The sequence below is a fragment of the Flavobacterium daejeonense DSM 17708 genome (assembly GCF_000425425.1).
Classification (GTDB): Bacteria; Bacteroidota; Bacteroidia; order Flavobacteriales; family Flavobacteriaceae; genus Flavobacterium; species Flavobacterium daejeonense.
Map to the genome: position 1 here is coordinate 12,464 of NZ_AUDK01000016.1, position 25,876 is coordinate 38,339.

Consider the following 25,876-nt stretch of genomic DNA (forward strand, 5'->3'; position numbering starts at 1 on the left):
TTTAACATTTAAAAAATTGAATTTTGTAATTATAATTGAAAATAAATAAAACCATGAATTTTTCACGCTTCAGTATTTTTATTAGTATGCTTCTTTTTGGAGTGAGCATACAGGCTCAAAAATTAAAAAAAAACCAATTTGATAATCCATTGGTGTTGCAACGGGCGGATCCGTTTGTAACCAAGGCGGCTAATGGAACTTATTATTTCATTGCGACGGCTCCTGAATACGACCGAATTGAAATTAGAAGTTCTAAAACGATTAACGGAATAAAAACAGCACAGCCCGTGGTGATTTGGCGTAAGCACAATAAAGGGCCGATGGGAAATCATATCTGGGCACCGGAATTGCACCGAATTGACGGAAAATGGTACATTTATTTTGCCGCCGGTTCTGCCGAAGATAAATGGAGCATTCACAAATATGCCTTATCCAATCCTTCAGAAGATCCAACCAAAGGCGAATGGAAAGAAGAAGGACAAATTGTAACCAAAGGAGATATTTTTTCCCTTGATGCGACAACTTTCGAATTGCACGGACAGCGTTATATGGTTTGGGTGGACAGAGGTTCCGGAAAAGTGGTAAATACCAGTTTGTATATTGCTAAAATGACCAGTCCTACTACACTTGATGACAAACAAGTGGTTATTAGTCAGCCAGATTATGACTGGGAAATGCATACGTATAAAGTAAATGAGGGACCAGCGGTTTTGGTTAAAAACGGCAAAGTATTCCTGGCTTTTTCGGCCAGTGCTACCGATGCGACGTATTGTATTGGATTGCTTTGGGCTAAAGAAGGAGCGGATTTATTGGATCCAAAATCCTGGACTAAATTAGACAAACCAGTTTTTTATACGAATGAAAAATTCAAACGTTTCGGGCCAGGACACAATAGTTTTACCGTAGCTGAAGATGGTAAAACCGATATTATGATTTACCATGCCCGTGATTATGAAAAAATTAAAGGGGATGCCTTATCCGATCCGAATCGTCATACAAGAGCCAGAGTATTAAAATGGACTAAAGATGGTATGCCTGATTTTGGTCAGGAATATGATGACAATGAAATGGCTTTGAAGAAAAAGAAAAAATAATTTTTTGTTGATTTACCATTAAGCAATTAAGTTAGTTTAAGGCTTAATTGTGTTAATTTTAAATGGTAAAAGAAAGACAGCAAAGATATGAATTGTAACACAAAGGCTTTCTGAATTTCAGAAAGCCTTTGTTTTTTTTTTACTAAGAACAATTAAATATCTTTAATTTTCTTAACTGCGGCTTTAATTCCGCGGATTAATGACGAACTGAATCCGTGCGATTCCATTTCGCTTAATCCCGTAATAGTACAGCCCTGAGGTGTTGTTACACGGTCAATTAACTGTTCCGGATGAATTTGTTCTTCCATCACCATTTCGGCAGCTCCTTTAACTGTTTGGGCGGAGATTGCCAAAGCTGTTTTCCAGTCAAATCCAATTTCGATTCCTGCCTGCATGGATGCTCTGATGTAACGTAAGGCAAAAGCAGTTCCGCTGGCAGCTAAAACCGTTGCAGCATCCATTAATTTCTCGTCAATAACCGGTGCAGTTCCTAATTCCTGAAAAATAGTTACTAATTTTTGTCCTTCAGCAGCGTGTTTTTCATTAAAAGTAATACAGGTTGCTGATGCGGCATATTGTGCGGCAATATTTGGCATGATACGAATAGCCTGATGGTCTTCGCCAATTTTTTTCTGTAAAGTTTCCGTAGAAAGTCCCGTTACAGCCGAAGCGATAGTTTTATTTGAAATTACAGGTAAAATTTCAGCTAAAACGGTATCTACCTGATACGGTTTAATGGTTAAAATAATAACATCCGCTTCCTGAATATTGTGTTTGTTATCTGAAGAAACGGTAACGCCTAATTTTTCTAAATAAAGAATGTTGGCCGTATTTCTTCTGGTAACTGTAATTTGGTGTTCGCTGGCATTTTTAGCCATTCCCAGAGCGATGGCAGCACCTAAGTTACCACCACCAATAATATGTACTTTCATTAATAAATTATGTTAAATTCCTAAAATCATTTTGGCTACTGCAAAATAAAGGATAATTCCAAAAATATCATTTGCAGTAGTTATAAAGGGTCCTGTTGCAATAGCAGGATCAATTTTGTTTTTATGAAGGAAAAGCGGAACTAATGTTCCTAAGGTAGCAGCAAATAAAATTACCACCAACATCGAAATGGAAATCGCCAGACCAACTAAATATTGTTGGTACATAACCGAATGATAACCTAGCAAAAGCAGGGAAATAATCGTTCCCGAAATCATCGCTACCGATACCTCTTTGCTAAAATAAACACGACTAAATTCTTTCAGCGAACCATTTGCTAATCCCTGAACTACGATTGCCGATGCCTGAACTCCAATGTTTCCGGCGGTTGCCGAAAGTAAGGGTACAAAAATAATTAAGGTTTCGTATTGTCTGAAAGCGTCTTCGTTTCCTTTTAAAACAATCGAAGCAATCAATTCGATGACCATTCCGATAAGAAGCCAAGGCAAACGCGCTTTGGTCAATTCTAAAACGCTGTCATTAGTCTCTACGTCCTGCGTAATACCGGCAGCTAATTGGTAATCTTTCTCAGCTTCCTCTTTAATCACGTCTACGATGTCATCGATGGTAATACGTCCTACGAGACGACCTAATTCGTCTACTACCGGAATAGCCTCTAAGTCGTATTTTTGCATGATACGGGCTACTTCCACATCTTTATCGTCAACTTTTACCCAGTTTAATTTTCGGATATAAACATCACTAATGTGGGTTTTTGTTGAAGTTGTTAATAAATCTTTCAGTGAAAGTCGGCCTTTCAAACGGTTTTCATCATCCACAACATAAATCGAATGGACGCGGGAAATATTTTCGGCCTGAATACGCATTTCTTTCACACAGGTCAAAACATTCCAGTTTTCGTTTACTTTTACCAACTCTTTTCCCATTAAACCCCCGGCCGTATTTTCGTCATAACGCAACAAGTCCACAATGTCCTTGGCGTGTTCCACGTCCTGAAGTTCCGAGATTACTTCGGCTTTGATGTCCTGAGAAAGTTCGGCGATAATGTCGGCCGCGTCATTGGTGTCCAACTCGTCCAGCTCTTCGGCAATTTCCTTTGGCGAAAGGCGACTCAGGATATTTTCACGCAAATCATCTTCCAGTTCCAGAAGAATTTCTGCGGTTTGTTCACTGTCTAATACTTTAAAAATATAGGTAGCTTCATCAAAATCAAGTTCGTCCAAAACCTCGGCTATATCAGCATGGTGCATGTCATTCAGCAAGGATTCCAGTTCCTTGTCACGATTGTTTGCAATGTGCTGTTTTAGTTCGAGAATTAAGTCTTTACTGATTTTAAATTCCATCGGCTTCTATTTTTTGAGTAAGTTCGATAAATTGTGCAACATTCAATTGCTCCGGACGGAGGTCAAAGATACTATCTTCTCTTAAATTATCCGATAAATTCAGCGTTTTTAAACTGTTACGTAAAGTTTTGCGGCGTTGTTGAAAAGCCGTTTTAACTACCGTAAAGAATAATTTTTCGCCACAAGGCAAACTAAAATCTTCTTTTCTGCGCATGCGCATTACTCCTGATTTTACTTTTGGCGGCGGATTAAAAACATGTTCGCTAACTGTAAATAGATATTCAGTATCATAAAAAGCCTGAGCCAATACGGATAAAATTCCGTAAGTCTTGCTTCCTTTTTTCTCGCAAATGCGCTCCGCGACTTCTTTTTGAAACATACCCGAAAATTCAGGGATTTGCTCTTTTAATTCTAAAACCCGGAAAACAATTTGAGATGAAATGTTATAAGGGAAATTACCAATGATAGCAAATTGTTTGTTTTCAAAAACCTCGTTAATGTTGTATTTCAGGAAATCTTTAGAAATGATTTTTCCGTGTAATTTTGGATAATGAGCATTCAAATAGTCCACCGATTCGGTGTCAATTTCAATTACATAGGTGTTAATGGGTTTGTCTAATACATATTTAGTCAAAACGCCCATTCCCGGACCTATTTCCAGTACATCATCATATCCTTTTAGACTTAAGGTGTCGGCAATGTCTTTTGCTATACTTTCGTCTTTTAAGAAATGTTGTCCGAGGTGTTTTTTGGCTTTTACTTTATCCATGTTTGTTGCTTTTTTATACGAAAACAGAAAGAAGCTGTTTTCTTAATTTGCATTCTGAATACTAGTTTTAGTGTTCTGAAATTAGCTGTAATTCCGTCTTGAAAGTGAGCATTTTTTCACCAAAAAGTTTTTGTCCTTCTGCCTGAAAAACAGCTTCGTTTTCCTGATAGAATTTTTCTAAAGTAGCCAGACTGTCGGTAGTAAACTGAGCCGAATACGTCACGCCGCCCATTTCTTCTTCAACTAAAACACGAACCAGTTTGGCATTAGTGAATTTGCCGGTTGCGAGCATTTCCGGAATGTGTTTGTGTTGCATCCAGATTATCCATTGGTCGTGAACGCTTTCGTGTATATTGGTAGTTACGTTGTAAATTATCATTCTCTATTGTTTAATCGTTGATTTGTTTAGCCGCTTAATCGAATCAACGATTAACCGATTAAACTTTTTATAAGTTTTTATCGCCTCTTAATTCCCGGAATTTTTTTCGGGCTTCTACAAAATAAATACTATCCTGGTGATTGAATATTATTTTCTCATAGAGTGGTTTTGCCTTTTCGGGCTCGTTTAATTTTTTACTGTAAATTTCTGCCGAAAAGAACAGTGCTTCGTCGATATAAATACCGTCACTATGATGGTCAATTATGGCTTGGTATTGGCTTAAAGCCAAATTAAATTCGCCGGTTTTTTCGTAAACTTTTCCCAGTCGTAACTGAGTTACCGCTTCGATTTCGCTTCCTTTAAAGTTTTTTAAAACTAATTGAAACTGTGCAATGGCTTCCTGATTTCGGTTTTGATATAACAAATAATCGCCTTTGGCAAATGCTTTTAAAGCCGTTTGTGTCGAATCGGCAACGGTGTTGTCGTTGATCAATAAAAAATATTCCAGCGCATCATTGGCTATCAACTGCGTGTTAGCCGATTTTAATTCTTTAAATTGTTTTAAAGCCCAGTCAAAATCACCTTTGAAATAACTCGTTTTAGCTGCTTTCAAACTGGCTTCGTGTGCTACAGCATCATTCTTCAAATCCATTTCAATTTGTGAATAATACAACAACGCCTGATTAAATTTTTCTTCGAAAAGGAAAATATCAGCCAGTTCCATTTTGGCTTTTGCCACTTCGTAGCTGTTCAATTGCAAATCCAAAGCTCTCTTTATAATTTCTTTTCCCTGCTCCGGTTTTTTTAAATGAAAAGTCACAAAATGCGCCTGAATCAGCTGCAAAGATAAGGTAAAAGGACTTATTTCAAATTCTTTCAGTAAAGCTTCTATTTCGCCGTTGATAGCAGCGTAATCTTTGTCGGTGGCTTTGTCGATTTTGATTTGTATCAAATAGGTATGCGCCTGAACCAATAGTCCTAAATCTTTAGTGTTTTCAAGGATGAAATTCAGAATTTCTCCGGCCACTTCCTGATTTTCTTCTTCAATAGCCAAATTAGCTAAGTTTAAAATGCCAGCCAGTGATTCCGGATTGCGCTTGTATATGGCTTTTTCCTGAATAAAAGCTTTGGAAAATTCTTTTTGTTGGACATAAAACCAACTTAAATAGCGATTCCAAAACAAATCCTGACTTTTTTGAACTTTTAAAATCAAGGCTTTTCGTAAAGCGTCGCTAAAGGAATTGTCGGCTTCATCGGTCATGAAACGGGATAATTGATTTTGGATTACAATCGAGTTATGAGGATTCGCATAAGCTTCGTCCAAAAAAGTACTAATCATTTTGTCGAAATTGCCCAGTTGTCCGTAAATCAGCCCTTGTTGGTAATTAAAGTTAAAATTGGGTTGGATTTCAGTGGCCGTTTGATAAGCCTTTAAGGCAAATTCTAATTGTACTTTTCGCTCAAAAGAATTTGCAATTCCGTATACTTCATTCGGGTTTTTGCGAATGCGTTCTATAGCTTGTTCATAATAATTCTGGGCTTTGCTGTCGTTTTTTTGCAACTGGCAATTATAGCCTAATTCGACTAAAAGGCTGCCCTGATTGTATTTGGTTAGTCGGTTTTGAATGGCTTTTTCGGCCAGATCAAATTGCTGTAATTGTTGGTAACAATCAATGGTTCTCAGAAAATATTGGGTGTTTTGGGGAATGTTTTCTAACAATTCCTCATAGCCGATTTTAGCTTTTTCAAAATCACCTTTGTCGTAGTAATACTCTGCTAATTGTTCGTTTTGAGAGAAACAAATCAATGAAAAAAACAAGGCGATATGTAGAAAGAGTTTTTTCATTATTCGATTTATTTCAAAAATAGTTTACCGCAAATTCGCAAATTTTATTTTTATTAAACTTAAAAAATAATTTGCGAATTTGCGGTAAAGAGAACTAAAATTAGTTGATAATATCAAAACCACAGTAAGAGCGTAAAACCTCTGGAATTACAATTCCTTCCGGAGTTTGGTAGTTTTCAATAATTCCGGCTAAGACACGTGGTAATGCTAATGAACTTCCGTTTAAGGTGTGGGCCAATTGATTTTTCCCGTCCTTGCCTTTGAAACGCAATTTCAAACGATTCGCCTGAAAAGTTTCAAAGTTAGAAACCGAAGAAATCTCTAACCAACGATCTTGTGCTGTTGAGAATACTTCAAAATCGTAAGTCAATGCCGAAGTAAATCCCATGTCGCCACCGCAAAGACGCAAAATACGATAAGGTAATTTTAGTTCGTCCAAAATTCCTTTTACGTGTTCTACCATGCCGTCTAAAGCCTCGTAAGACTTTTCAGGATGCTCGACACGCACAATTTCCACTTTATCAAATTGGTGCAAACGGTTCAATCCACGTACGTGAGCGCCGTAAGAACCTGCCTCACGACGGAAACATGGTGTATAAGCCGTAGTTAAAATTGGCAATTCATTTTCGCTCAGGATTACATCTCTAAATAAATTAGTTACAGGAACCTCAGCCGTTGGGATCAAATACAAATCATCCGTTTTGTCGTGGTACATTTGGCCTTCTTTATCCGGCAATTGTCCTGTTCCGTAACCAGAAGCTTCGTTTACTAAATGTGGCACCTGAACTTCATTGTAGCCTGCAGCTGTGTTTTTGTCTAAAAAATAATTAATTAAAGCACGTTGCAAACGGGCTCCTTTTCCTTTATAAACCGGAAAACCGGCCCCGGTGATTTTATTTCCTAATTCGAAATCAATGATGTCGTATTTCTTTACCAATTCCCAGTGTGGCTGTGCGCCTTCATGTAAAACAGGCACTTCTCCCGCTTCAAAAACGTTTAAATTTTCTTCAGGTGTTTTTCCTTCCGGAACAATATCGGCAGGAAGGTTCGGTAAAGTATATAGTTTTTCGGTTAATTCAGCGGCAATGGCTTCGGCAGTTTCAGCAAGTGCTTTGCTCTTTTCTTTATTACTTACTGTTTTTTCTTTTAAGATGGCTGCTTTTGATTTTTCACCCGCTTTCATCAATTCGCCAATATCTTTGGACAATTTATTAGATTCAGCCAGAATGTTGTCTAACTCTACCTGCGTAGCACGACGACGCTCATCAAGTTCTACCACTTCTTCCACAACTGTTTTGGCATCCAAATTTCTTTTAGCCAAAGCTTGGATTACTTTTTCCTGATTTTCTCTAATAAATGCAATTTGTAACATAGTTGGATTTTTATAACTATTCTATTTCTAATTAACGGTAGCAAATTTAAGGAAATGTTTGAGACTTATAAGACAAAGTTTTAAGGAAAAATGATATGATGACACTACAAAAAGTTATTTCGCAAAGCAACACAAAGTGAACACGGAGATTCGCTAAGTTTATCTCTGAAATTCTTAGTGTGTCTTTGTGTCGCTTTAGTGAATCTTTGTGTAATAAAAACTATTTCACAAAGGGACGCTAAAGCGACACAAAGATTCGCAAAGTATTTAAAGTTAGCCCACGGATTATACTGATTCAAACCGATATTCACTGATTTAATTTTCAAAAAAATCGTGAATCTTTGTAAAATTGCTACTCTCTTTTAATTTCCCTTCCGGCAAGTTCTTCCAAAATAGTAAATATTTCTTCTACAGGCAGTATTTGGGTATCGGGATGGGATTTTAAAAAAGCAGCGTTCAAAGCAACCAGGTTTTCTTCTCCTGAAATTTCGGGACTAAAAAATGCGTCGTTGTTTAAAGCGTCTCTGATTGGATTTACCCCTTCCAGTTTTCCCTTTAGAAATTTAGCCAATTTAACACTACTCATCAAACTGACTTTTTTAGATTGGGTTCGAAACAATTCCAAATGTTTTTCGGCGCCAATTAACTGCAAGCCTTCTTCTATAAGTTCGTTCAACTCTTTGTCCCAACCTGAATTGTAAACAAACTGTGCAAAGTTACCCTGAGTATATTGCGAAGTATAATAATCCAGATAATAACTCATTAAAGCGTCTTCGTGAATGTTTTCATCATCGATTTTTTCCTCACGCATCAGGTTAACAATCGAAATGTTGGAATTGATTACATCCTGAGGGTTTTTGCTGTTGGCTGCCGTTTCTGAGATTAAAATACTTCCGAATTCCATGAGTTTGTTTTTATAAATGGACTGCAAATTTCGGTTTTTTTACCACAGATTACTCGGATTACCGCTGATTTTTTTGAAGCGGCTATGTTGTCTAACCGCAAATTTATTCAGGTGATGAATTGTTGTTGTTCTTTTGTTGATTCATTTTAGTTACTATAGCTTTCAAACGAATGGCTCTTTCTCTTTTTTCTTCCTGTATTTTCTCTTTTTTACGGTTGAGTAATTTAGTGTGTAAAGCCTTGTTTTTACCGTCTTTTTCAGGTCCTTTTGGCATGGTTTAGAATTTTATATAATGTAAATATACCCAAACTAATACTAAGTACTGAATTAAAAATCCTCTTTATCTATCACGATAAATTTCCTCAATTACTTTAGTTAGATCCTCTTTTTTTTGAGTGCCAACTAATAATTTTTTTCCATTTTTTAACTCAAGAGCAAGCCCTATGTTTCCTTTTGTATTATACACTGTTCCATATTTTGTAAATAATCGAATTCCATAGCCAACAAATCCATAGCTAATTACCTGAGCAGATTTCACTTCTTTCCATTCTATTTTTTTAGTAATAAAAGGGATGAATTTTATTTGTATTTCGATTTTGTTGACTTGTGTTTTCAATTTTGAAAATCTAAATAAAACCAGAATTGCAAACATTACTATTACAGCAGTAATCAATCCCGAATCAGAAATGGGCTTGCCGCCAAAAGCTTCTCCCTGGATTATTTGTTTGTAAATTCCATAAACAGGAATTAATGCTAGTACAATTAAAAGTAGCCACAGCCACCATTGAGTAAATTTTTGTACTTCTTTGAATTCAGTTTTCATTGTAATTAGTTTTTTAAAGCTTTTCAAATATAGTAATTTATTGTAAGAAAAACACTCTTGCAAAACATTCGTGTTCGATTTTTTAATCCCTAGTCCCGATAGCAGTAAAAATCTTTTTGTGCCGGTGTTCGGCACAAAAGATTACTTTACCTAACTTTTATTTACAGCGGAGTTCAGTGAATATATTTGTAACGGATAGCGGGACATCGAAGATTCAACGAAGTTAAATTGCTCCAAATAAAATTGGATTGCTTATTTTTGCACGCAATAAAATTGAATCATGATACAAAATCCAGAAAGATATACCATTACGGCGGCTTTGCCTTATACTAACGGGCCTATTCATATTGGGCATTTGGCGGGAGTTTATGTTCCTGCCGACATTTATTCGCGTTACCTGCGTTTGCAAAATCGCGATGTGTTGTTTGTATGCGGAAGCGACGAACACGGAGTTGCCATTTCTATGAAAGCCAAAAAAGAAGGCATCACTCCGCAGGAAGTAATTGACAAATACGACGGAATAATTCGTAAATCTTTTGCCGATTTTGGGATTGCATTTGATAATTATTCGAGAACTTCTGCTAAAATTCATCATGAAACCGCTTCAGAGTATTTTAGAAAACTATATGACAATGGTGATTTTATTGAAGAAGTAACAGAGCAATTGTATGATGCCAAAGCGAATCAGTTTTTGGCCGATCGTTTTGTAACAGGAACTTGTCCAAAATGTGGTAATGAAGAAGCTTATGGCGACCAATGCGAAAAGTGTGGTTCGACTTTGAATGCTACCGATTTGATTAATCCAAAATCGACCATTACAGGAGAAACTCCGGTTTTGAAATCAACAAAACACTGGTTTTTACCATTAGACCGTTACGATGCTTTTTTGAGAGAATGGATTTTGGAAGGTCATAAAAACGACTGGAAACCGAATGTGTACGGTCAGGTAAAATCGTGGATTGACGGTGGATTGGAACCTCGTGCAGTAACCCGTGACTTAGACTGGGGAATTGATGTTCCGGTTGAAGGTGCCGAAGGAAAGAAATTATATGTGTGGTTTGATGCGCCAATTGGATACATTTCGTCAACCAAAGAATGGGCAGCCAGAGAAGGAAAAGAATGGGAGCCGTATTGGAAAAATGAAAGCACTAAGTTGGTTCACTTTATTGGAAAAGACAATATTGTTTTTCACTGCGTAATTTTCCCGGCGATGTTAAAGGCTGAGGGAAGTTATATTTTGCCGGATAATGTGCCTGCAAATGAGTTCCTGAATTTGGAAGGAAATAAATTATCGACTTCTAAAAACTGGGCGGTTTGGCTGCACGAATACTTGGAAGAATTCCCTAATCAACAGGATGTATTGCGTTATGCTTTAACATCGAATGCTCCGGAAACTAAGGACAATGATTTTACCTGGAAAGATTTTCAGGCGAGAAATAACAATGAATTGGTAGCCATTTTTGGAAATTTCATCAATCGTGTGGTGGTGTTAACGAACAAATATTACAACGGAATTGTTCCTGCACCTAATGAATTGACCGAGGTGGATGAGCAAACCTTAGCCGAATTACAGGCTTATCCGGCGGTGATTTCAAGCTCGATTGAGCGTTACCGATTCCGTGAAGCTTTAGGCGAAATGATGAATGCAGCCCGTTTAGGAAATAAATATCTGGCTGACGAAGAGCCTTGGAAAATGATTAAGACTGATCCGGAACGCACTAAAACCCAAATGTATGTGGCTTTGCAAATTGCCGCTGCTTTGAGTACACTGTGCGAGCCTTTCCTTCCGTTTACTTCTAAGAAATTGTTGAAAATGTTAAACATCAAAATCAACAATTGGAATTTGGAATTTGAAGATTGGAATTTATTACCAGCCGGTCACCAAATTGGAGAAGCCGAATTATTATTTGCTAAAATTGAAGACGAAGAAATCCAAAAACAAATAGACAAATTGGAAGCTACTAAAACTGCTAATCAGGCTGAAAACAAAAAAGCAGCCCCGATAGCTATCGGGACTCAAAAAGACTTAATCCAATATGAGGATTTTGCTAAAATGGATTTACGAGTTGGGACAATCATTGAAGCTGAAAAAATGCCAAAAGCCAATAAATTATTGGTATTGAAAGTTGATACCGGAATTGACGTTCGCACGATAGTTTCAGGTATTGCCGAGAGTTTCAAACCGGAAGATATTATTGGAAAAAGAGTAACTGTTTTAGCAAATTTGGCTCCAAGAGCTTTACGTGGAGTAGAAAGTCAGGGAATGATTTTGATGACTAATAATGCCGAAGGAAAATTAGTTTTCGTTAATCCGGATGCTGAAGGTGTTGGGAACGGAGAGACTATTAATTAGTTGCTTTAAAATTGGAATTGTTTCAATTCTAATTTCAATATAGTGTTATATAAAAATGGCTGTCTACAAAGATGGCTTTTTTTGTAGTTGTCGTTTCAAAAAAATATTGGAAAAAATATATGACTTGACAAAAATATCTTATATTTCGTTCGAAAAATAATTACTATGAAAAGACTTTTACTTGGTTTCATTTTATTAGTGGGTTTGACTGTTAAAGCTCAAAAAGAGGTAGCTTCTTTGGCTGTTCCGTATTCGAGCGATTTCTATAGTGATAAGGAATCAGTTGCTGTGTCTAATGCTAAAACTAAAGATTTAGTTTTGTTGATAGAAGATAATGATAAAACAATTTTGTCATTATTAAATGAAGATTTTAAACAAATAGGAGTGTTAGAAGGAGAGAAATTAGATCGAAAATTTAAAACATTTATTGGTTATAGTATTCAGAGTGATACTTATTATATTTTTTTTAAAAACAATACTGATAAAAAGTTTGGCTACATTGAATTTAATTTTAAGTCAGCTGCTGTTGCTCAATTTCCATTAGATTTTAAATTAGAAGATGAAAAATATGTAGAAGGAATTACTCAAAATGACGTTTTCTATTTAATGACAGCTGATAAAAAATCAGATAATGTTAATTTTTATGAGTTTACCAAGCAAAAACAATTAGTAAAGCATGCTGTCGATTTTAAATCTGCTACCTATGAGAGCAATTTAAATGGCATTACTGTAAATCATACTCCTTATAAATTATTAACTTCAAATTCTTGGGGAAACAACGGTTCACTTACAAAAATTGACCTCAACAGTCCTGGTGCCATCGAGTCAACATCAGAAAAAGTAAAGTTATATCAGCTTGGCAATGAACTCATTTTTACATTTGATAATCAAGATGATAAAACATGTATAATAAGTATTAATACAACTGATTTTTCAAAAAAAGAAATTGTTTTTGAAAAACCTTCATTAGATTTAGTATATGATTCTGCTTCTTATAATACATTTTCTCATAATTCATTGTATAATAATGGTGTTTTATATCAGGCAATATGTTCTTCAAAAGAATTAAAACTCACCGCAAAAAATTTCAATGATAATAAACTACTTAAGCAACTATACATTTCAGAAGCTAATGACACTATTTCTTTTAAAAATGGACCTATCATTCAGGAAAATACTTCGATGTGGTATAAAGACAATAAAAGAGTGAGAGAACTTGAAAAAACTTCTAAATTTTTAAGAAAAGTAAGCAATGGAAAACTCGGAATTATTGCTTTCGTTAATAAAAATAACATTAAACAAATTACAATTGGGGGATATATTGAAAGAAAAGGAGGCGGTGGTTTTGGGATGATGCCAATGGGAGGAATTCCAATGGGGGGAATCCCAATGGGAGGGATGATGTTGACTGCATCATTTAATCCCGTTATGACAGCTTATAATGGTTATTCCTATACAAAATCAACGAGGATAGATTGCCTGTTTGATGACAGTTTCAATCATCTTGAAGGAGAAATTGAAAAAAATATTTTTGATAAAATTCACGATGAAGAAAATGTCATAAAAAAGTATAAACATTTAGGATTTAGATTAAATCTTAAAAATATTTACCGACATAATAATAAGTTTTATTTGTCATATCTTGATGATTCTGATAAAAAATATAACATCGTAGAGTTTGAAAATTAGTACGATTTTTGTTTGAATTGTTTTATATAAATAGCTTAAAATTTGATTAAAGAATAATTAATTGCCGCAGTTTATATTGCGGCAATTGTTATTTTTGGCAAATGAATAATGCGAAATCTAAATTAGCACTGGTGGCAGGAATATTATGTATTTCTATCTTTCCAATTTTGGTGCGACTGCATTTAACCGGCGGGCTGATTTCGGCCTTTTATCGCATGTTTATTGCAGCTCTTTTATTGTTACCGTATGTTTTTCTTTCAAAGAAATTCCGATTGCCTTCAACCAAATTATTGTTGCTTTCCTGTGTTTGCGGAATTATTTTCGCTACTGATATTGCCATTTGGAACATCGCCATTCAAAAATCGAGTGCTACTCAGGCGACTTTATTGGCGAATCTCTCTCCGGTTTGGGTAGGAATTGGTTCTTTCTTTTTTTTGAAAAATAAGCCTGGGGTCAATTTTTGGTTGGGAACGGCTGTTGCGCTTTTGGGAATGATTGTTTTGGTAGGATTTGAAACTTTTAGTGAACTCAATTTTGATTTGGCTTTTGTATTGGCTTTGCTGTCGGGAATGTTATATGCAACTTATATTTTGATTAGTAAAAATATATTGGAAAAAGCGGATGTACTTTCCTTTTTGAGTATTGTTTTAATATCGTCCAGTATGTTTTTGGCTATTGTTTGCGGCTTTTCCGGAGAAAATTTTACGGGTTTTTCTAATACGGCCTGGTTGGTTTTGTTTGTTCAGGGAGCCGTTTGTCAATTAATGGCCTGGTTGCTGATAAGTTATGCTACACAGTATTTACGGGCTACCCGAGTTTCGCTGAGTTTGTTAGGACAGGCAGTGCTGGCCACTTTTCTGGCTTGGTTTTTTTTAGGAGAAACCATGAGTTGGGATAGGATTTTGGGTGCTGTTTTTTTACTTTTAGGTATCCGAATTACTTTTTACAATAAATCTGTTTTGATAAAATCATAAAATTATGTCTTTTAAAGTTATTGCTTTCGATGCCGATGATACCTTATTTGTAAATGAAACTTACTTTTTAGAAACAGAAGAGAAGTTTTGCGAATTAATGAGTGATTACCTTTCACATCAGGGGCTTTCTCAGGAACTTTTCCGGATTGAAATTGCCAATTTGAAAATTTACGGATACGGAATCAAAGCCTATATTCTTTCGATGATTGAGGCCGCGATGACGATTTCGGATAATACGATTCCGGTTAGTGTAATTGAAAAAATTATTCAGTACGGTAAGGAATTATTGGAAAAACCTATTGTGCTTTTGGATGGCGTGGAAGAAACTTTGGAAGCTTTATATGGAAAATATAAATTGGTTGTGGCGACTAAAGGTGATTTGTTAGACCAAAGAAGAAAACTGCATAATTCCGGTTTAGGGAAATATTTTCATCATATCGAAGTAATGTCGGATAAGCAGGAGCAGGATTATCTGGATTTAATTAAGCGTTTGGAAATTAAGCCGGAGGAATTTTATATGATTGGGAATTCTTTAAAATCGGATGTCTTGCCGGTTTTAAATATTGGCGGTCATGCGGCTCACGTTCCGTTTCATACTACCTGGGCACACGAGAAAATTGACCATGAAATCAAACATAAAAATTTTAGTGCTTTTGAAAATATAAAGGAGGTTTTGAAAATTATCTCTTAATCAAGTTGCTTTAGGTGATTTTTGGTTTTTATCAAATGAGTTACAATTTAGTTTATGGAGAATTGTATTATTTTCTTTAACTTTACTCGGAGTCTAACTAATAAAAAAGAGAATTTATGTTATCAAAAAATATAGAAACTGCCTTAAATAATCAAATTCGAATTGAAGCCGAATCTTCTCAAACCTATTTGTCAATGGCTTGCTGGGCTGAAGTACATGGATTGGAAGGGATTTCACAATTTATGTATGCACAGTCCGATGAAGAACGCGCTCATATGCTTAAATTGATTAAATATGTAAACGAGCGTGGCGGACATGCTCAAATTACCGATTTGAAAGCGCCTAAAACGACTTATACCACTTTTAAAGAAATGTTTGAAGCTTTGTACGAACACGAAGTTTTTGTGTCAAATTCAATTAACGAATTGGTGCATATTACGTTTTCGGAAAAAGATTATGCAACGCACAACTTCCTGCAATGGTACGTTTCGGAACAAATTGAAGAAGAAGCTACCGCAAAAACCATTTTGGATAAAATCAACCTGATTGGGGATGACAAAGGAGGTTTGTATTTATTTGATCGCGATATTCAACAAATCTCGGTAATGAGTTCGGTTGCAATAAATCCGAAATAAAAACGTTAAAATTTATTTAGAATATATAAAAATAATATTTTTTGATTTATATTTGCTTCAGTTTTAAACTGGTAGCAAGATGGGCAAAAAAGAAAAGGAAAAGGACAAGAAAAAGAAGAAGAAAGACAAACAGAAAAAAGAAGCTCTTGTTGTTATTAAGAAGGTAGAAAATTGTAAATCTTCCTGTTGTGAAAAGTTCAAAAAATCGGAAAGTAAACGTTGCAAGCGTTGCCCAATGTACGATTTGATTCAAAAAGTAGCCTAAATAAATATTAAAACCCATCTCGTTTTAAAAATGAGATGGGTTTTCTGTTTAATAACACAGTGGTTAAAAAAATTACGGTTTTCCTAACAAAAGTAAATCAGAAACCACCACTTCCGTTACATAGCGTTTTTCACCGTTTTTGTCTTCATAACTGCGATGCGTTAGTTTGCCTTCAATGGCAATTTCTCTGCCTTTGGTTACATATTTTTCAATAATTTCGGCAGTTTTTCCCCAGGCTACTAAGCGATGCCATTGGGTTTCTTCTACTTTTTCACCTTTGTCGTTTTTATAACTTTCATTAGTGGCTAAGGTAAAATTGGCTAATTTTTTTCCACCGTCGAAGTTTTTAATTTCTGGCTCATTTCCTAAATGACCGATTAACTGTACTTTGTTTCTTAATGCATTCATGGCGTGTAAAATTTAATTGTTAATATTTTTTATTGCTATTGCTATTGCTATTGCTATTGTCATTGAAATTGAAATTGAAATTGACAATGTTGTTTCTTTTCGACAGTACAAAGTTGCACCGGTTGTCAGGCTTTATTCGGTTATTAGCTACTTACTTTCGGTTGTAAATATTTGTAAACGTTTGTAAACGGATATTTTTTTGTATCTTGCAGTAAATCAAGATATTTTATGAAATCAGAAATTAATAAAGTCGAGTTACGCAATCTGAAAATTCAGGATTATAAAGATTTAAAAGCGTCAATGATTGAATCCTATCCTGAAATGGTTGACGATTATTGGAGAGAATCGGATATTAAAAAATTACTCAAAATATTCCCCGAAGGACAATTGGTTATTTTAGTAGATGATATTGTGGTGGGGGCTGCTTTATCACTTATTGTACCGGAAGATTTGGTAGATCAAAACCATGATTATGCTAAAATTACCGGAGATTATACTTTTTCGACCCATACTTCAAAGGGGGAAGTCTTGTACGGAATTGATGTTTTTGTGGTGCCAAAATACCGCGGTTTGCGTTTAGGACGCCGATTGTATGATGCCCGAAAAGAAATTTGCGAACAGCTGAATTTAAAATCCATTGTTTTTGCGGGACGAATTCCGAACTACGGGAAATATGCTAACGAACTGACACCAAAAGCTTATATTGATAAAGTAAAACGCAAAGAAATTCACGATCCGGTGTTGTCTTTTCAATTGAGTAATGAGTTTCACGTGATGCGTGTGATGCGCAATTATTTGGAAGGAGACCGAAAATCCAAGCAATTTGCCGTTTTGTTAGAATGGAATAACATTTATTATGATGAAAGTCCGCAAATTATTAATACGACCAAAAGCGTTATCCGATTAGGATTGATACAATGGCAAATGCGTTCGTTGAACAACTTGGAAGCATTGTTTGAACAAGCCGAATTTTTCATCGATGCCGTTTCGGGTTACGGAAGTGATTTTGCTGTTTTTCCGGAATTGTTTATTGCGCCGTTAATGGCCGATTATAATCATTTGTCTGAGGCTGATGCTATAAGAGAATTAGCCAAATATTCGGAACCTATTCGAAAAAGATTTCAGGAATTGGCAATTTCGTACAACATTAATATTATCACAGGAAGCATGCCTACTTTGGTTGACGGAGTGCTTTATAATAGTGGTTTTTTATGCAGAAGAGATGGGACTTATGAAACTTATACCAAAATTCATATTACACCAAATGAGGTATTTCATTGGGGGATAACAGGAGGAAATTCCATTCAAACCTTTGATACCGATTGTGGAAAAATTGGAGTTATCATTTGTTACGATGTCGAATTTCCGGAACTTTCCCGATTGATGGCCGACGAAGGGATGAATATCTTGTTTGTTCCTTTCCTGACTGATACGCAAAATGCCTTCACCAGAGTGAAACATTGTGCACAGGCCAGAGCCATAGAAAATGAATGTTATGTGGCTATTGCCGGCTGTGTGGGGAATTTACCAAAAGTAAATAATATGGATATTCAATTTGCGCAATCGGCTGTGTTTACTCCGTCTGATTTTGCCTTTCCAAGTAATGGAATTAAGGCCGAAACGACTCCCAATACCGAAATGACCTTAATTGTGGATGTCGATTTGGATTTACTCAAAGAATTACACGAACACGGAAGTGTTAATATAATGAAGGACCGTCGTCATGATTTGTACCGAATCAAAAAACTAAAAAGTTAGTTATGAAAAACTGTTTAGAATGTGGTGAAAAAATAGTAGGCCGCGAAGACAAAAAGTTTTGCAGCGATGGTTGTCGCAATGCCTATAATAACAAGATGAATAAAGACAGCAATAATATTATGCGCAACATTAATAATAAATTGCGTAAAAATTATCGCATTCTCAGCGAACTGAACACGGGCGGAAAATCAAAAACAAGTCGGACCAAATTATTAAGTAAAGGTTTCGATTTTGATTTTTTTACCAATATTTTAAAAACAAAAACAGGAAATACATACTATTTTCTGTATGATCAGGGTTATATGTTATTAGAAAATGATATGTATATCCTTGTCAAAAAAGACAACTAAAAAATCCCAATCTGCCTAGAATGAAAAAAGATCTCTCATCCATAGTTTATGTGCTGTTTTTTTCGGCCGTTCTCGCTTTCGTTTATCTCAGCATCATGCCAAGATGGACCGTTAATGATACGAAGCCACTTGCTGAGTTTTCGACCAAAAGAGCTTTGGTACACATAAAAAAAATCAGTCAGCAGCCGCATTATGTGGGCTCCAATTATCACAATCAGGTGGCTAATTATTTGCGATATGAACTGACTAAATTAGGTCTCGAAGTCAGTTATCAGGATGGTTATACCTTGACTGATTGGGGGAATTTAACCAAATCCCATAATGTTATTGCCCGAATCAAAGGAAATCAAAAAGGCAAAGCGCTGTTGTTGCTTTCGCATTATGACAGTGCACCGCATTCGGCTTCCAAAGGAGCCAGTGATGATGCCACCGGAGTGGCTACTATTTTAGAAAGTGTGCGCGCTTTTTTGTATGCCAAAACCCCTCATAAAAACGATATTATCATTCTGTTTTCTGATGCGGAAGAATTAGGTTTGAACGGAGCGGCTCTTTTTGTAACCCAGCATCACTGGGCTAAAGAAGTAGGATTGGTGCTGAATTTTGAAGCCCGGGGAACTTCCGGACCTAGTTATATGCTGATGGAAACCACAGATGGAAATGCGGCGATGGTGAAACATTTTGCGGAAGCGAATCCGAATTTTACAGTATCTAATTCTTTAATGTACAGTATTTACAAAATGCTGCCTAATGATACCGATTTGACTGTTTTCAGAGAACAGGGCGGAATTCCCGGTTTTAATTTTGCTTTTATTGACGGACATTATAATTATCATACCGCGCAGGACGATGTGCAGCATTTAGACGTTAACTCCTTAGCGCATCAGGGTTCTTATTTAATGCCTTTATTGCATTATTTTTCGAATGTCAATTTGGATAGCCTGAAGACAGCCGAAGACGATGTTTATTTTTCCATTCCTTTCAGCTTTATCAGTTATCCCTTTAGTTGGGTGATTCCAATGTTGCTGATTGCTTTTGTGTTGTTTTTGTTTTTTATCTTTTTAGGAATAGCCAAAAGAATTTTGACTGTCCCAAAAATGCTTTCGGGTTTTGTTCCGTTTTTGGGTTCGTTATTTGCTTCCGGTTTGATTACCTTTTTAGGTTGGAAATTAGTGTTGCAAATTTATCCGCAATACCAGGATTTACTTAATGGTTTTACTTATAACGGACACGATTATATTGCTGCTTTTGTGTTGTTAAGTCTGGCTGTTTGCTTTGCATTTTATCGCTTTTTTGCTCCCAATAAAATCAGTGCCAATGATTTTGTAGCGCCATTATTGGTGTGGTTGCTTTTAAATTTCGGAATTGCCTTTGGCTTAAAAGGCGCTGGTTTTTTAATTATTCCGTTTTATTTTGGAATTTTTACTTTCGGATTTTATATTCTTACGCAAAAATACAGTCCGATACTTAACCTGATTTTTTGTATCCCGGCTTTGTTGATTATTGCTCCTTTTATCCAAATGTTTCCTATAGGATTGGGATTGAAAATTTTGTTCGGAAGTGCCATACTTACGGCACTTTGTTTTGGATTGCTGTTGCCGGTTTTTGGGAATTTTGTTCAAAAAGGAAGCTGGTCGGTTTTGTTTCTTTTAGTTGCTATTGGATTTTTTATCAAAGCAAATGCCGAATCTGATTATGAAAAAGGAAAAGCAAAATCGAATAGTTTGGTTTATCTGTTTGACGCCGATGCTAGTGCTGCACAATGGCTGACGTATGATAAAAATTTAGATGTTTGGACAAAAACCTATTTGGGTGAAAATCCGCAAAAACCCAAGGGGCTTGAGGCGATTCCGCTTTTTAGTAAATACGATTCCGGATTTACCTTTGCTGCCAAAGCGCCTTTGAAAAATATTCCGCAACCTGCAATTGATTTTTTAACCGATAGTATTGCTGATAATCAGCGTTATTTGAAGATTCGAATTTCACCCAATCGGAAAGTAAATCGCTATGATATTTTTGCCAATGAAAAAATGGATTTGTACAATATCAAAGCGAATGGCGTATCTCATTTAGAGCAAAAAGGAAAAATTTACGAAAGAGAAGGAAAGCGGTTGTTGAGTTATTATGTGGTGAACAATGATCCTTTGGTTTTAGAGTTTAATATCAATGCGGCAACTGTTATGGATATGACTTTGTTGGAAAGTTCCTTTGATTTGTTACAAAATCCAATGTTTCACCTTCGCAAAAGAGCCGATTGGATGATGCCAACACCTTTTGTGCTGAATGATGCTATAGCGATTAAAAAAACAATCCGTCCGAGTCCGAGAGTGATTAGGGATACGGTTCCGGTTGTTGTTCCTAAAGCCAGATTTGTGAAACCGGTTAAAGTTGAAGCAACGCCCGACTTCGAAATTGCAAAAGATACGGCTAAATAAAATTTTAAACCCGACAGCTTTTATCCCGAAGCTTCGGGACTGTCGGGTTTGTTTTTAAAAATAAGTTTTACCCAAAAAGCATACTTGCTACATCTTCTATTTTAGCAACCAATTCAATTTTGATTCCGGTATTTTTTAAAGCAATTTTATTGTATTTAGATACGAAAATGGTCGAGAATCCCAGTTTTTCGGCTTCCTGAATGCGCTGGTCTACACGGTTCACCGGACGGATTTCGCCTGAAAGTCCAACTTCGCCGGCAAAACAGAAACCTTTGTCCACCGGGATGTCTTCATTGGAAGATAAAATTGCAGCTACGACAGCCAAATCGATAGCGGGATCATCAACCGTAATTCCTCCCGTGATGTTCAGGAAAACGTCTTTGGCTCCCAGTCGGAAACCAGCTCTTTTTTCTAAAACAGCAAGAATCATGTTCAGCCTTTTGGCATTGTAACCTGTGGTGCTGCGTTGTGGTGTTCCGTAAACAGCTGTACTTACCAACGATTGGATTTCGATCATCAGCGGGCGCATGCCTTCGAGAGTGGTTGCGATAGCAGTTCCTGATAATTCTTCATCTTTATGCGAAATTAATATTTCGGAAGGATTAGAAACTTCGCGTAAACCACTGCCCAGCATTTCGTAAATACCAATTTCGGAGGTAGAACCAAAACGATTTTTGAGTGAACGTAAAATACGGTACACATGATTTCGATCGCCTTCAAATTGTAAAACCGTATCGACCATATGTTCCAAAATCTTTGGACCAGCAATGTTGCCGTCTTTGGTAATATGACCAATTAAAATCACAGGAATATTAGTTTCTTTGGCAAACTTAATCAGTTCGGCAGTAGTTTCTCTAATTTGAGAAATACTTCCCGCTGTCGATTCAATATAATCGGTATGCAGGGTTTGAATCGAATCGATTATTACGATTTCAGGTTCGATAGCTTCAATTTGTTTGAAGATATTTTGGGTTTTGGTTTCCGTCAGAATGTAGCAATTATCGCTACTTGGCGTAATCCTTTCGGCACGCATTTTTATTTGCTTCTGACTTTCTTCACCCGAAACATATAAGGTTTTATAAGGTAATTTTAAGGAAATTTGAAGCAAAAGCGTACTTTTTCCAATTCCCGGTTCACCGCCTAAAAGTGTCAGGGAGCCGGGAACAATTCCGCCTCCCAACACGCGATTCAATTCGGCATCCGTAGTATCCATACGGATTTCCTGAGTCGAATCGATTTCGTTGATTTTTAAAGGCTTTGGCGCTCTGCTGCTAGGTGTAGGTTCGCTTTTCCAGGCAACTTTATCCTGTTTTTGAATAATTTCTTCGGCAATGGTATTCCATTCTTTGCAGGCGTTGCATTGCCCTTGCCATTTAGCATAAGAAGTTCCGCAACTCTGGCAGAAAAAAGAGGTTTTAACTTTCGACATTATTATTTAACGGTTAAACTTTTCATATCATCGTACTTGTTGTACATCATTTCTTTGGTCAAATTGCCAATTTCTTCCAATTGTGAAGCGCGTTGGTATTTTTGGGCGGCTTTTTTGGCATCGCCTGTTTTTTCATACATCAACCCCAGTTCGTAATCGGCGAGCATGGTTTTTGGATAATTTTTATTGGCTAATTGTGCTAGTTTTTCCAATTCGTCGTAGGCTTTGTTTTTTAAAATGGCAGCTTCGATGGCTTTGAAATCATTAATTCGGATGGGAACCTGTAAACCTAGTTTTTCTGTAGTGTTGTCGTATTTTTTAGTCAAATAATCCACGTATCCTGAAGGTAAAACAGCGATTTTTTCGGTGAATTCGGTAGAAGAAATCGGTTTGTAGCTGTCGAAAATCTGATACAAAGCGTTCGGAATGGAAAATAGAACTAACGAATAATGCGAAGCATTGTTGAATTTGTCGTATTGATAATTGATTAAAGGATTGTTGGTTGCCGCCGCTTTGATATTGCCGTCCAATTCTTCAATGGGTTGCCGCAATTGTTTAATATCGCCGTCAGCAGAAGACTGATAGTAAAACAGATTTTTTTTGGTATTGGTCAAAGTGGTGGTAATCTGATTGCTCATTCCAGGGGCGAGTTCCGGACTTAAGGAAATATAAGCGTTGAAAAACGGATTTTCTTTATACAAAAAGAAATTTAAAAATCCGGCAGTGGTGTCGTGTCCGGCAATGATTCGGAAAGGAGCTGTGCGGTATTTTTTTTCGACAAAAGGCATTAGTTCTTCTCCAATAAAATTATAAAATGCTGCCGATCTTTTGGTTGGCATTCCTTCAACTTCATCGATGCCGCAATCGCTCATGCGGCTGTTTTTTTGTTTGATGCCGATGATGATAATTTCCGGCAAATCGTCCCAATATTCACCATAATCCAGTGCGCCCTGAAACGGATTCATTAAATAATCACCGTCCAATAATAATAAAACGGGATATCTTTTGGCAGGGTTTGTTTCGTAAGAAGGAGGGAGGCTCACGAGAATTTCACGGGTTTCAGCCAGTTTGGTCGATTTGATCAATTCGGTTTTTTGTTGTGCAAATAATGAAATCGTAAGAAAGAATAAAAGTAGAGCTTGCTTCATAATTTGGAGATTTAGGTTGGAATGCAATCGGTACAGCAAGATACTAATTTTTGATGAAAGTAAAATAAAGACTATAAAAACAAGAAGCGTTTCTTTTGGAAACGCTTCGAAATTAATTTTTTTGAATTTTCATTTATGTTAATGAATTGTTTTTTTCATTTGGAAAAATAATCCATGGTTTGAAAGTTTTGGCTTCTTCAAAGTCCATTGAAGCATACGAAATAATGATGATAATGTCATCACGCTGTACTTTTCTGGCTGCCGGACCGTTAAGTGTGATTTCGCCGGAATTTCTTTCTCCTTTTATGGCATAAGTGTCAAAACGTTCTCCGTTGTTGATGTTAACAATAGAAACTTTTTCTCCTTCAATGATATTAGAGGCATCTAATAAGGTTTCATCGATGGTAATACTGCCAATGTAATTTAAATCGGCTCCTGTTACTTTTACCCGATGAATTTTCGATTTTAAAACTTGAATTTGCATGGTGCAAAAGTAAATTATTTTAATGAAATGGTATCAATTAAACGGATATTATTAACAAATACGGCAATAAATGCGCGATAATTTTTATCTTTTAATTTTGCTTCACAAGGGATTAGTGTTTCTTCTTCGGCAATTTCAAAGTATTCTAAATCAAGCATTTCGTTTGTTTTGAAAGCTTTTTCAACCCATTGTTTTACTTCCTCGCAGGTTTGGGTTTTGAATTTTTTTTTGGCTTCTGTCAGTGTTTTATAAATCACCGCAGCCTGTTCTCTTTCGGTTGCCGAAAGACGTTCGTTTCGGGAGCTCATGGCGAGTCCGTTGGCTTCTCTAAAAATAGGACAACCGATGATATTGACTTTCAAATGGTTTTTGTGAACCATTTTTTTGACAATTTGTAATTGCTGAAAATCTTTTTCTCCAAAATAAGCATTCGTTGGAGTTACAATTTCAAATAAACGTTTTACAATAGTTCCTACACCGTTAAAATGTCCGGGTCTGAACTTGCCTTCCATTTGGTTTTCCAATCCGTCAAAATCAAAATCCTGTGAAGTGACATTGCCTTCGTAAATGTCTTCGACGGATGGTGCATAAACAATAATGTTTGGATCTAAAGAAGCTATTTTTTGAGTGTCTGCTTCCAGAGTTCTTGGGTATTTTTCCAGGTCTTCCGGATTGTTAAACTGAGTAGGATTGACAAAAATACTCACTACAGTATGTTGGTTTTCTGCTAGTGATTGTTGCATTAAGGAAAGGTGTCCCTGATGTAAGGCACCCATTGTAGGAACAAAACCAATAGTGGAATTTGACGTTTTAACAGAATTTAAAAATTCGGTCAAAGTTGCTTTTCCATAGAAAATAGGCATGATCGTTTTATTAAAATTGAGTGCAAACATAATATATTAGTTAATAACTGCATAAAATTTTGTAATTTTGCATGGTTTTTATTACCAACATAACTAACTAAATTACAATATGAAAGATAAGAGGATATTATATGTATCATCTGAAGTGGTGCCGTATTTGGCTGAAAATGAGGTTTCTTTAATGTCTTATGATGTGCCTAAAATGGTCAATGATCAGGGGGGGCAAATTCGAATTTTTATGCCGAGATATGGTAATATTAATGAAAGAAGACACCAATTACACGAAGTTATTCGTCTTTCCGGAATGAATTTGGTAGTAAATGACTTAGATATGCCATTGATTATTAAGGTAGCATCTATTCCAAAAGAAAGAATTCAGGTATATTTTATTGATAATGACGAATATTTTAAAAGAAAAGCCACATTTGCTGATGAGGACGGAAAATTATATCCGGATAATGACGAGCGGGCTATCTTTTTTGCAAAAGGTGTCGTTGAAACGGTAAAAAAATTAAACTGGGTTCCTGATATTATCCACGTTCACGGTTGGATGGCAGCGATGTTGCCGGTGTATATGAAGCATTTTTATAAAAATGAAGCTTTGTTTTCCGATACAAAAATTGTGACTTCGGTTTACGGACAGTCTTTTGACGGGACTTTGGATATTGAAATGATTAATAAAGTTAAAATGGATGGCGTGCCTCAGGAAGCGGTTGATATGCTTTCGACTCCTGATTATGAGAATATTATTAAGGCAACGGTCATGCATTCGGATGCGGTAATTGTGGCTTCATCAAATCTTAGTTCAAGTTTAACAAAATTTATTGAAACTTCCGGTAAACCTTTTTTACCTTACGTCCCTAAAGATGCTTTCGCTGATGCGTACAGCAATTTTTACAAAGAAATGCTTTAACCC

25 protein-coding genes are annotated in these 25,876 nt (G+C 36.2%); 11 read left to right on the plus strand and 14 right to left on the minus strand.

The annotated features are described in order from the left end of the window. Nucleotides 1–53: 53 nt before the first annotated feature. Nucleotides 54–1,094: a glycoside hydrolase family 43 protein gene (locus tag H599_RS19600; RefSeq protein ID WP_035141524.1), complete on the plus strand. Its 1,041-nt coding sequence runs from the start codon at nucleotides 54–56 to the stop codon at nucleotides 1,092–1,094. A 152-nt stretch (nucleotides 1,095–1,246) separates the two neighbouring features. Here H599_RS19600 and proC read toward each other — a convergent pair whose 3' ends face one another. The 9 genes from proC to H599_RS0111780 form a co-directional block, all read right to left on the minus strand. After that, nucleotides 1,247–2,026, minus strand: coding sequence for a pyrroline-5-carboxylate reductase (gene proC / locus H599_RS0111740; protein ID WP_026714317.1), 780 nt, complete (start codon nucleotides 2,024–2,026; stop codon nucleotides 1,247–1,249). 12 nt (nucleotides 2,027–2,038) lie between these two features. Beyond that, nucleotides 2,039–3,388 (minus strand): magnesium transporter, encoded by a 1,350-nt coding sequence (gene mgtE, locus H599_RS0111745; protein ID WP_026714318.1) that lies wholly within the window; start codon nucleotides 3,386–3,388, stop codon nucleotides 2,039–2,041. Further along, nucleotides 3,378–4,157: a 16S rRNA (adenine(1518)-N(6)/adenine(1519)-N(6))-dimethyltransferase RsmA gene (gene rsmA, locus H599_RS0111750; protein ID WP_026714319.1), complete on the minus strand. Its 780-nt coding sequence runs from the start codon at nucleotides 4,155–4,157 to the stop codon at nucleotides 3,378–3,380. Before rsmA ends, mgtE begins: the two co-directional genes overlap by 11 nt. 67 nt (nucleotides 4,158–4,224) lie before the next feature. Continuing rightward, on the minus strand, nucleotides 4,225–4,536 hold the full coding sequence (locus H599_RS0111755; RefSeq protein WP_026714320.1) for a DUF4286 family protein: 312 nt from the start codon (nucleotides 4,534–4,536) through the stop codon (nucleotides 4,225–4,227). 67 nt (nucleotides 4,537–4,603) lie between these two features. Then, nucleotides 4,604–6,382: a tetratricopeptide repeat protein gene (locus H599_RS0111760; protein ID WP_026714321.1), complete on the minus strand. Its 1,779-nt coding sequence runs from the start codon at nucleotides 6,380–6,382 to the stop codon at nucleotides 4,604–4,606. A 100-nt stretch (nucleotides 6,383–6,482) separates the two neighbouring features. Beyond that, entirely contained in the window at nucleotides 6,483–7,754 is a 1,272-nt protein-coding gene (gene serS / locus H599_RS0111765; protein ID WP_026714322.1) for a serine--tRNA ligase, read from the minus strand. A gap of 352 nt (nucleotides 7,755–8,106) precedes the next feature. Then, on the minus strand, nucleotides 8,107–8,658 hold the full coding sequence (locus H599_RS0111770; RefSeq protein WP_026714323.1) for a DMP19 family protein: 552 nt from the start codon (nucleotides 8,656–8,658) through the stop codon (nucleotides 8,107–8,109). Between the two features lie 103 nt (nucleotides 8,659–8,761). Continuing rightward, nucleotides 8,762–8,932 carry a hypothetical protein gene (locus H599_RS21020; RefSeq protein WP_169736899.1) on the minus strand — a complete coding sequence of 57 codons (171 nt, stop codon included), beginning with the start codon at nucleotides 8,930–8,932 and terminating at the stop codon, nucleotides 8,762–8,764. Between the two features lie 66 nt (nucleotides 8,933–8,998). Next, nucleotides 8,999–9,508, minus strand: a complete 510-nt coding sequence (locus H599_RS0111780) for a phosphoethanolamine transferase domain-containing protein (RefSeq protein WP_245600516.1) — start codon at nucleotides 9,506–9,508, stop codon at nucleotides 8,999–9,001. Between the two features lie 253 nt (nucleotides 9,509–9,761). On the opposite strand from H599_RS0111780, the gene metG reads away from it, so the two are divergent. The 6 genes from metG to H599_RS0111810 all read left to right on the plus strand — a co-directional run bounded on the left by metG (nucleotide 9,762) and on the right by H599_RS0111810 (nucleotide 16,088). Beyond that, nucleotides 9,762–11,834 (plus strand): methionine--tRNA ligase, encoded by a 2,073-nt coding sequence (gene metG / locus H599_RS0111785; RefSeq protein ID WP_026714325.1) that lies wholly within the window; start codon nucleotides 9,762–9,764, stop codon nucleotides 11,832–11,834. A 165-nt stretch (nucleotides 11,835–11,999) separates the two neighbouring features. Further along, entirely contained in the window at nucleotides 12,000–13,523 is a 1,524-nt protein-coding gene (locus H599_RS0111790; RefSeq protein ID WP_026714326.1) for a hypothetical protein, read from the plus strand. Nucleotides 13,524–13,624: 101 nt separating this feature from the next. Next, complete coding sequence (locus tag H599_RS0111795; RefSeq protein ID WP_026714327.1) at nucleotides 13,625–14,497, plus strand: DMT family transporter; 873 nt, start codon at nucleotides 13,625–13,627, stop codon at nucleotides 14,495–14,497. 4 nt (nucleotides 14,498–14,501) lie between these two features. Then, entirely contained in the window at nucleotides 14,502–15,188 is a 687-nt protein-coding gene (locus tag H599_RS0111800; RefSeq protein ID WP_026714328.1) for an HAD family hydrolase, read from the plus strand. Between the two features lie 116 nt (nucleotides 15,189–15,304). Then, complete coding sequence (locus H599_RS0111805; protein ID WP_026714329.1) at nucleotides 15,305–15,823, plus strand: ferritin; 519 nt, start codon at nucleotides 15,305–15,307, stop codon at nucleotides 15,821–15,823. A 79-nt stretch (nucleotides 15,824–15,902) separates the two neighbouring features. Then, the gene (locus H599_RS0111810) at nucleotides 15,903–16,088 is read left to right on the plus strand and encodes a hypothetical protein (protein ID WP_026714330.1); all 186 of its coding nucleotides are present in this window, start codon (nucleotides 15,903–15,905) and stop codon (nucleotides 16,086–16,088) included. A 72-nt stretch (nucleotides 16,089–16,160) separates the two neighbouring features. Here the strand turns inward: H599_RS0111810 and H599_RS0111815 are convergent, their stop codons facing one another. Next, nucleotides 16,161–16,496, minus strand: coding sequence for a single-stranded DNA-binding protein (locus H599_RS0111815; RefSeq protein ID WP_026714331.1), 336 nt, complete (start codon nucleotides 16,494–16,496; stop codon nucleotides 16,161–16,163). A 228-nt stretch (nucleotides 16,497–16,724) separates the two neighbouring features. Between H599_RS0111815 and H599_RS0111825 the strand changes: the two genes are divergently transcribed. From H599_RS0111825 to H599_RS19605, 3 genes are read left to right on the plus strand one after another with little or no spacing between them, the layout of a single operon-like run. Beyond that, the gene (locus tag H599_RS0111825) at nucleotides 16,725–18,254 is read left to right on the plus strand and encodes a carbon-nitrogen hydrolase family protein (RefSeq protein WP_026714332.1); all 1,530 of its coding nucleotides are present in this window, start codon (nucleotides 16,725–16,727) and stop codon (nucleotides 18,252–18,254) included. Between the two features lie 2 nt (nucleotides 18,255–18,256). Beyond that, complete coding sequence (locus tag H599_RS0111830; protein ID WP_026714333.1) at nucleotides 18,257–18,604, plus strand: hypothetical protein; 348 nt, start codon at nucleotides 18,257–18,259, stop codon at nucleotides 18,602–18,604. 20 nt (nucleotides 18,605–18,624) lie between these two features. Next, nucleotides 18,625–21,036 (plus strand): M28 family peptidase, encoded by a 2,412-nt coding sequence (locus H599_RS19605; RefSeq protein ID WP_081810554.1) that lies wholly within the window; start codon nucleotides 18,625–18,627, stop codon nucleotides 21,034–21,036. A 67-nt stretch (nucleotides 21,037–21,103) separates the two neighbouring features. Here H599_RS19605 and radA read toward each other — a convergent pair whose 3' ends face one another. The 4 genes from radA to panC form a co-directional block, all read right to left on the minus strand. Next, nucleotides 21,104–22,465 carry a DNA repair protein RadA gene (gene radA, locus H599_RS0111840; RefSeq protein ID WP_026714334.1) on the minus strand — a complete coding sequence of 454 codons (1,362 nt, stop codon included), beginning with the start codon at nucleotides 22,463–22,465 and terminating at the stop codon, nucleotides 21,104–21,106. Between the two features lie 2 nt (nucleotides 22,466–22,467). Then, nucleotides 22,468–23,613: an alpha/beta hydrolase gene (locus H599_RS0111845; RefSeq protein ID WP_035141530.1), complete on the minus strand. Its 1,146-nt coding sequence runs from the start codon at nucleotides 23,611–23,613 to the stop codon at nucleotides 22,468–22,470. A 133-nt stretch (nucleotides 23,614–23,746) separates the two neighbouring features. Further along, complete coding sequence (gene panD, locus H599_RS0111850; RefSeq protein ID WP_026714336.1) at nucleotides 23,747–24,097, minus strand: aspartate 1-decarboxylase; 351 nt, start codon at nucleotides 24,095–24,097, stop codon at nucleotides 23,747–23,749. 14 nt (nucleotides 24,098–24,111) lie between these two features. Then, complete coding sequence (gene panC / locus H599_RS0111855; protein WP_026714337.1) at nucleotides 24,112–24,990, minus strand: pantoate--beta-alanine ligase; 879 nt, start codon at nucleotides 24,988–24,990, stop codon at nucleotides 24,112–24,114. Nucleotides 24,991–25,069: 79 nt separating this feature from the next. On the opposite strand from panC, the gene H599_RS0111860 reads away from it, so the two are divergent. Then, complete coding sequence (locus H599_RS0111860) at nucleotides 25,070–25,873, plus strand: glycogen/starch synthase (RefSeq protein ID WP_026714338.1); 804 nt, start codon at nucleotides 25,070–25,072, stop codon at nucleotides 25,871–25,873. Nucleotides 25,874–25,876 lie beyond the last annotated feature (3 nt).

Coding starts and splice junctions, on each gene's coding strand:
- H599_RS19600 (WP_035141524.1), top strand. CDS start 54: ATGAATTTTTCACGCTTCAGTATTTTTATTAGTATGCTTCTTTTTGGA.
- proC (WP_026714317.1), bottom strand. CDS start 2,026: ATGAAAGTACATATTATTGGTGGTGGTAACTTAGGTGCTGCCATCGCT.
- mgtE (WP_026714318.1), bottom strand. CDS start 3,388: ATGGAATTTAAAATCAGTAAAGACTTAATTCTCGAACTAAAACAGCAC.
- rsmA (WP_026714319.1), bottom strand. CDS start 4,157: ATGGATAAAGTAAAAGCCAAAAAACACCTCGGACAACATTTCTTAAAA.
- H599_RS0111755 (WP_026714320.1), bottom strand. CDS start 4,536: ATGATAATTTACAACGTAACTACCAATATACACGAAAGCGTTCACGAC.
- H599_RS0111760 (WP_026714321.1), bottom strand. CDS start 6,382: ATGAAAAAACTCTTTCTACATATCGCCTTGTTTTTTTCATTGATTTGT.
- serS (WP_026714322.1), bottom strand. CDS start 7,754: ATGTTACAAATTGCATTTATTAGAGAAAATCAGGAAAAAGTAATCCAA.
- H599_RS0111770 (WP_026714323.1), bottom strand. CDS start 8,658: ATGGAATTCGGAAGTATTTTAATCTCAGAAACGGCAGCCAACAGCAAA.
- H599_RS21020 (WP_169736899.1), bottom strand. CDS start 8,932: ATGCCAAAAGGACCTGAAAAAGACGGTAAAAACAAGGCTTTACACACT.
- metG (WP_026714325.1), top strand. CDS start 9,762: ATGATACAAAATCCAGAAAGATATACCATTACGGCGGCTTTGCCTTAT.
- H599_RS0111790 (WP_026714326.1), top strand. CDS start 12,000: ATGAAAAGACTTTTACTTGGTTTCATTTTATTAGTGGGTTTGACTGTT.
- H599_RS0111795 (WP_026714327.1), top strand. CDS start 13,625: ATGAATAATGCGAAATCTAAATTAGCACTGGTGGCAGGAATATTATGT.
- H599_RS0111800 (WP_026714328.1), top strand. CDS start 14,502: ATGTCTTTTAAAGTTATTGCTTTCGATGCCGATGATACCTTATTTGTA.
- H599_RS0111805 (WP_026714329.1), top strand. CDS start 15,305: ATGTTATCAAAAAATATAGAAACTGCCTTAAATAATCAAATTCGAATT.
- H599_RS0111810 (WP_026714330.1), top strand. CDS start 15,903: ATGGGCAAAAAAGAAAAGGAAAAGGACAAGAAAAAGAAGAAGAAAGAC.
- H599_RS0111815 (WP_026714331.1), bottom strand. CDS start 16,496: ATGAATGCATTAAGAAACAAAGTACAGTTAATCGGTCATTTAGGAAAT.
- H599_RS0111825 (WP_026714332.1), top strand. CDS start 16,725: ATGAAATCAGAAATTAATAAAGTCGAGTTACGCAATCTGAAAATTCAG.
- H599_RS0111830 (WP_026714333.1), top strand. CDS start 18,257: ATGAAAAACTGTTTAGAATGTGGTGAAAAAATAGTAGGCCGCGAAGAC.
- H599_RS19605 (WP_081810554.1), top strand. CDS start 18,625: ATGAAAAAAGATCTCTCATCCATAGTTTATGTGCTGTTTTTTTCGGCC.
- radA (WP_026714334.1), bottom strand. CDS start 22,465: ATGTCGAAAGTTAAAACCTCTTTTTTCTGCCAGAGTTGCGGAACTTCT.
- H599_RS0111845 (WP_035141530.1), bottom strand. CDS start 23,613: ATGAAGCAAGCTCTACTTTTATTCTTTCTTACGATTTCATTATTTGCA.
- panD (WP_026714336.1), bottom strand. CDS start 24,097: ATGCAAATTCAAGTTTTAAAATCGAAAATTCATCGGGTAAAAGTAACA.
- panC (WP_026714337.1), bottom strand. CDS start 24,990: ATGTTTGCACTCAATTTTAATAAAACGATCATGCCTATTTTCTATGGA.
- H599_RS0111860 (WP_026714338.1), top strand. CDS start 25,070: ATGAAAGATAAGAGGATATTATATGTATCATCTGAAGTGGTGCCGTAT.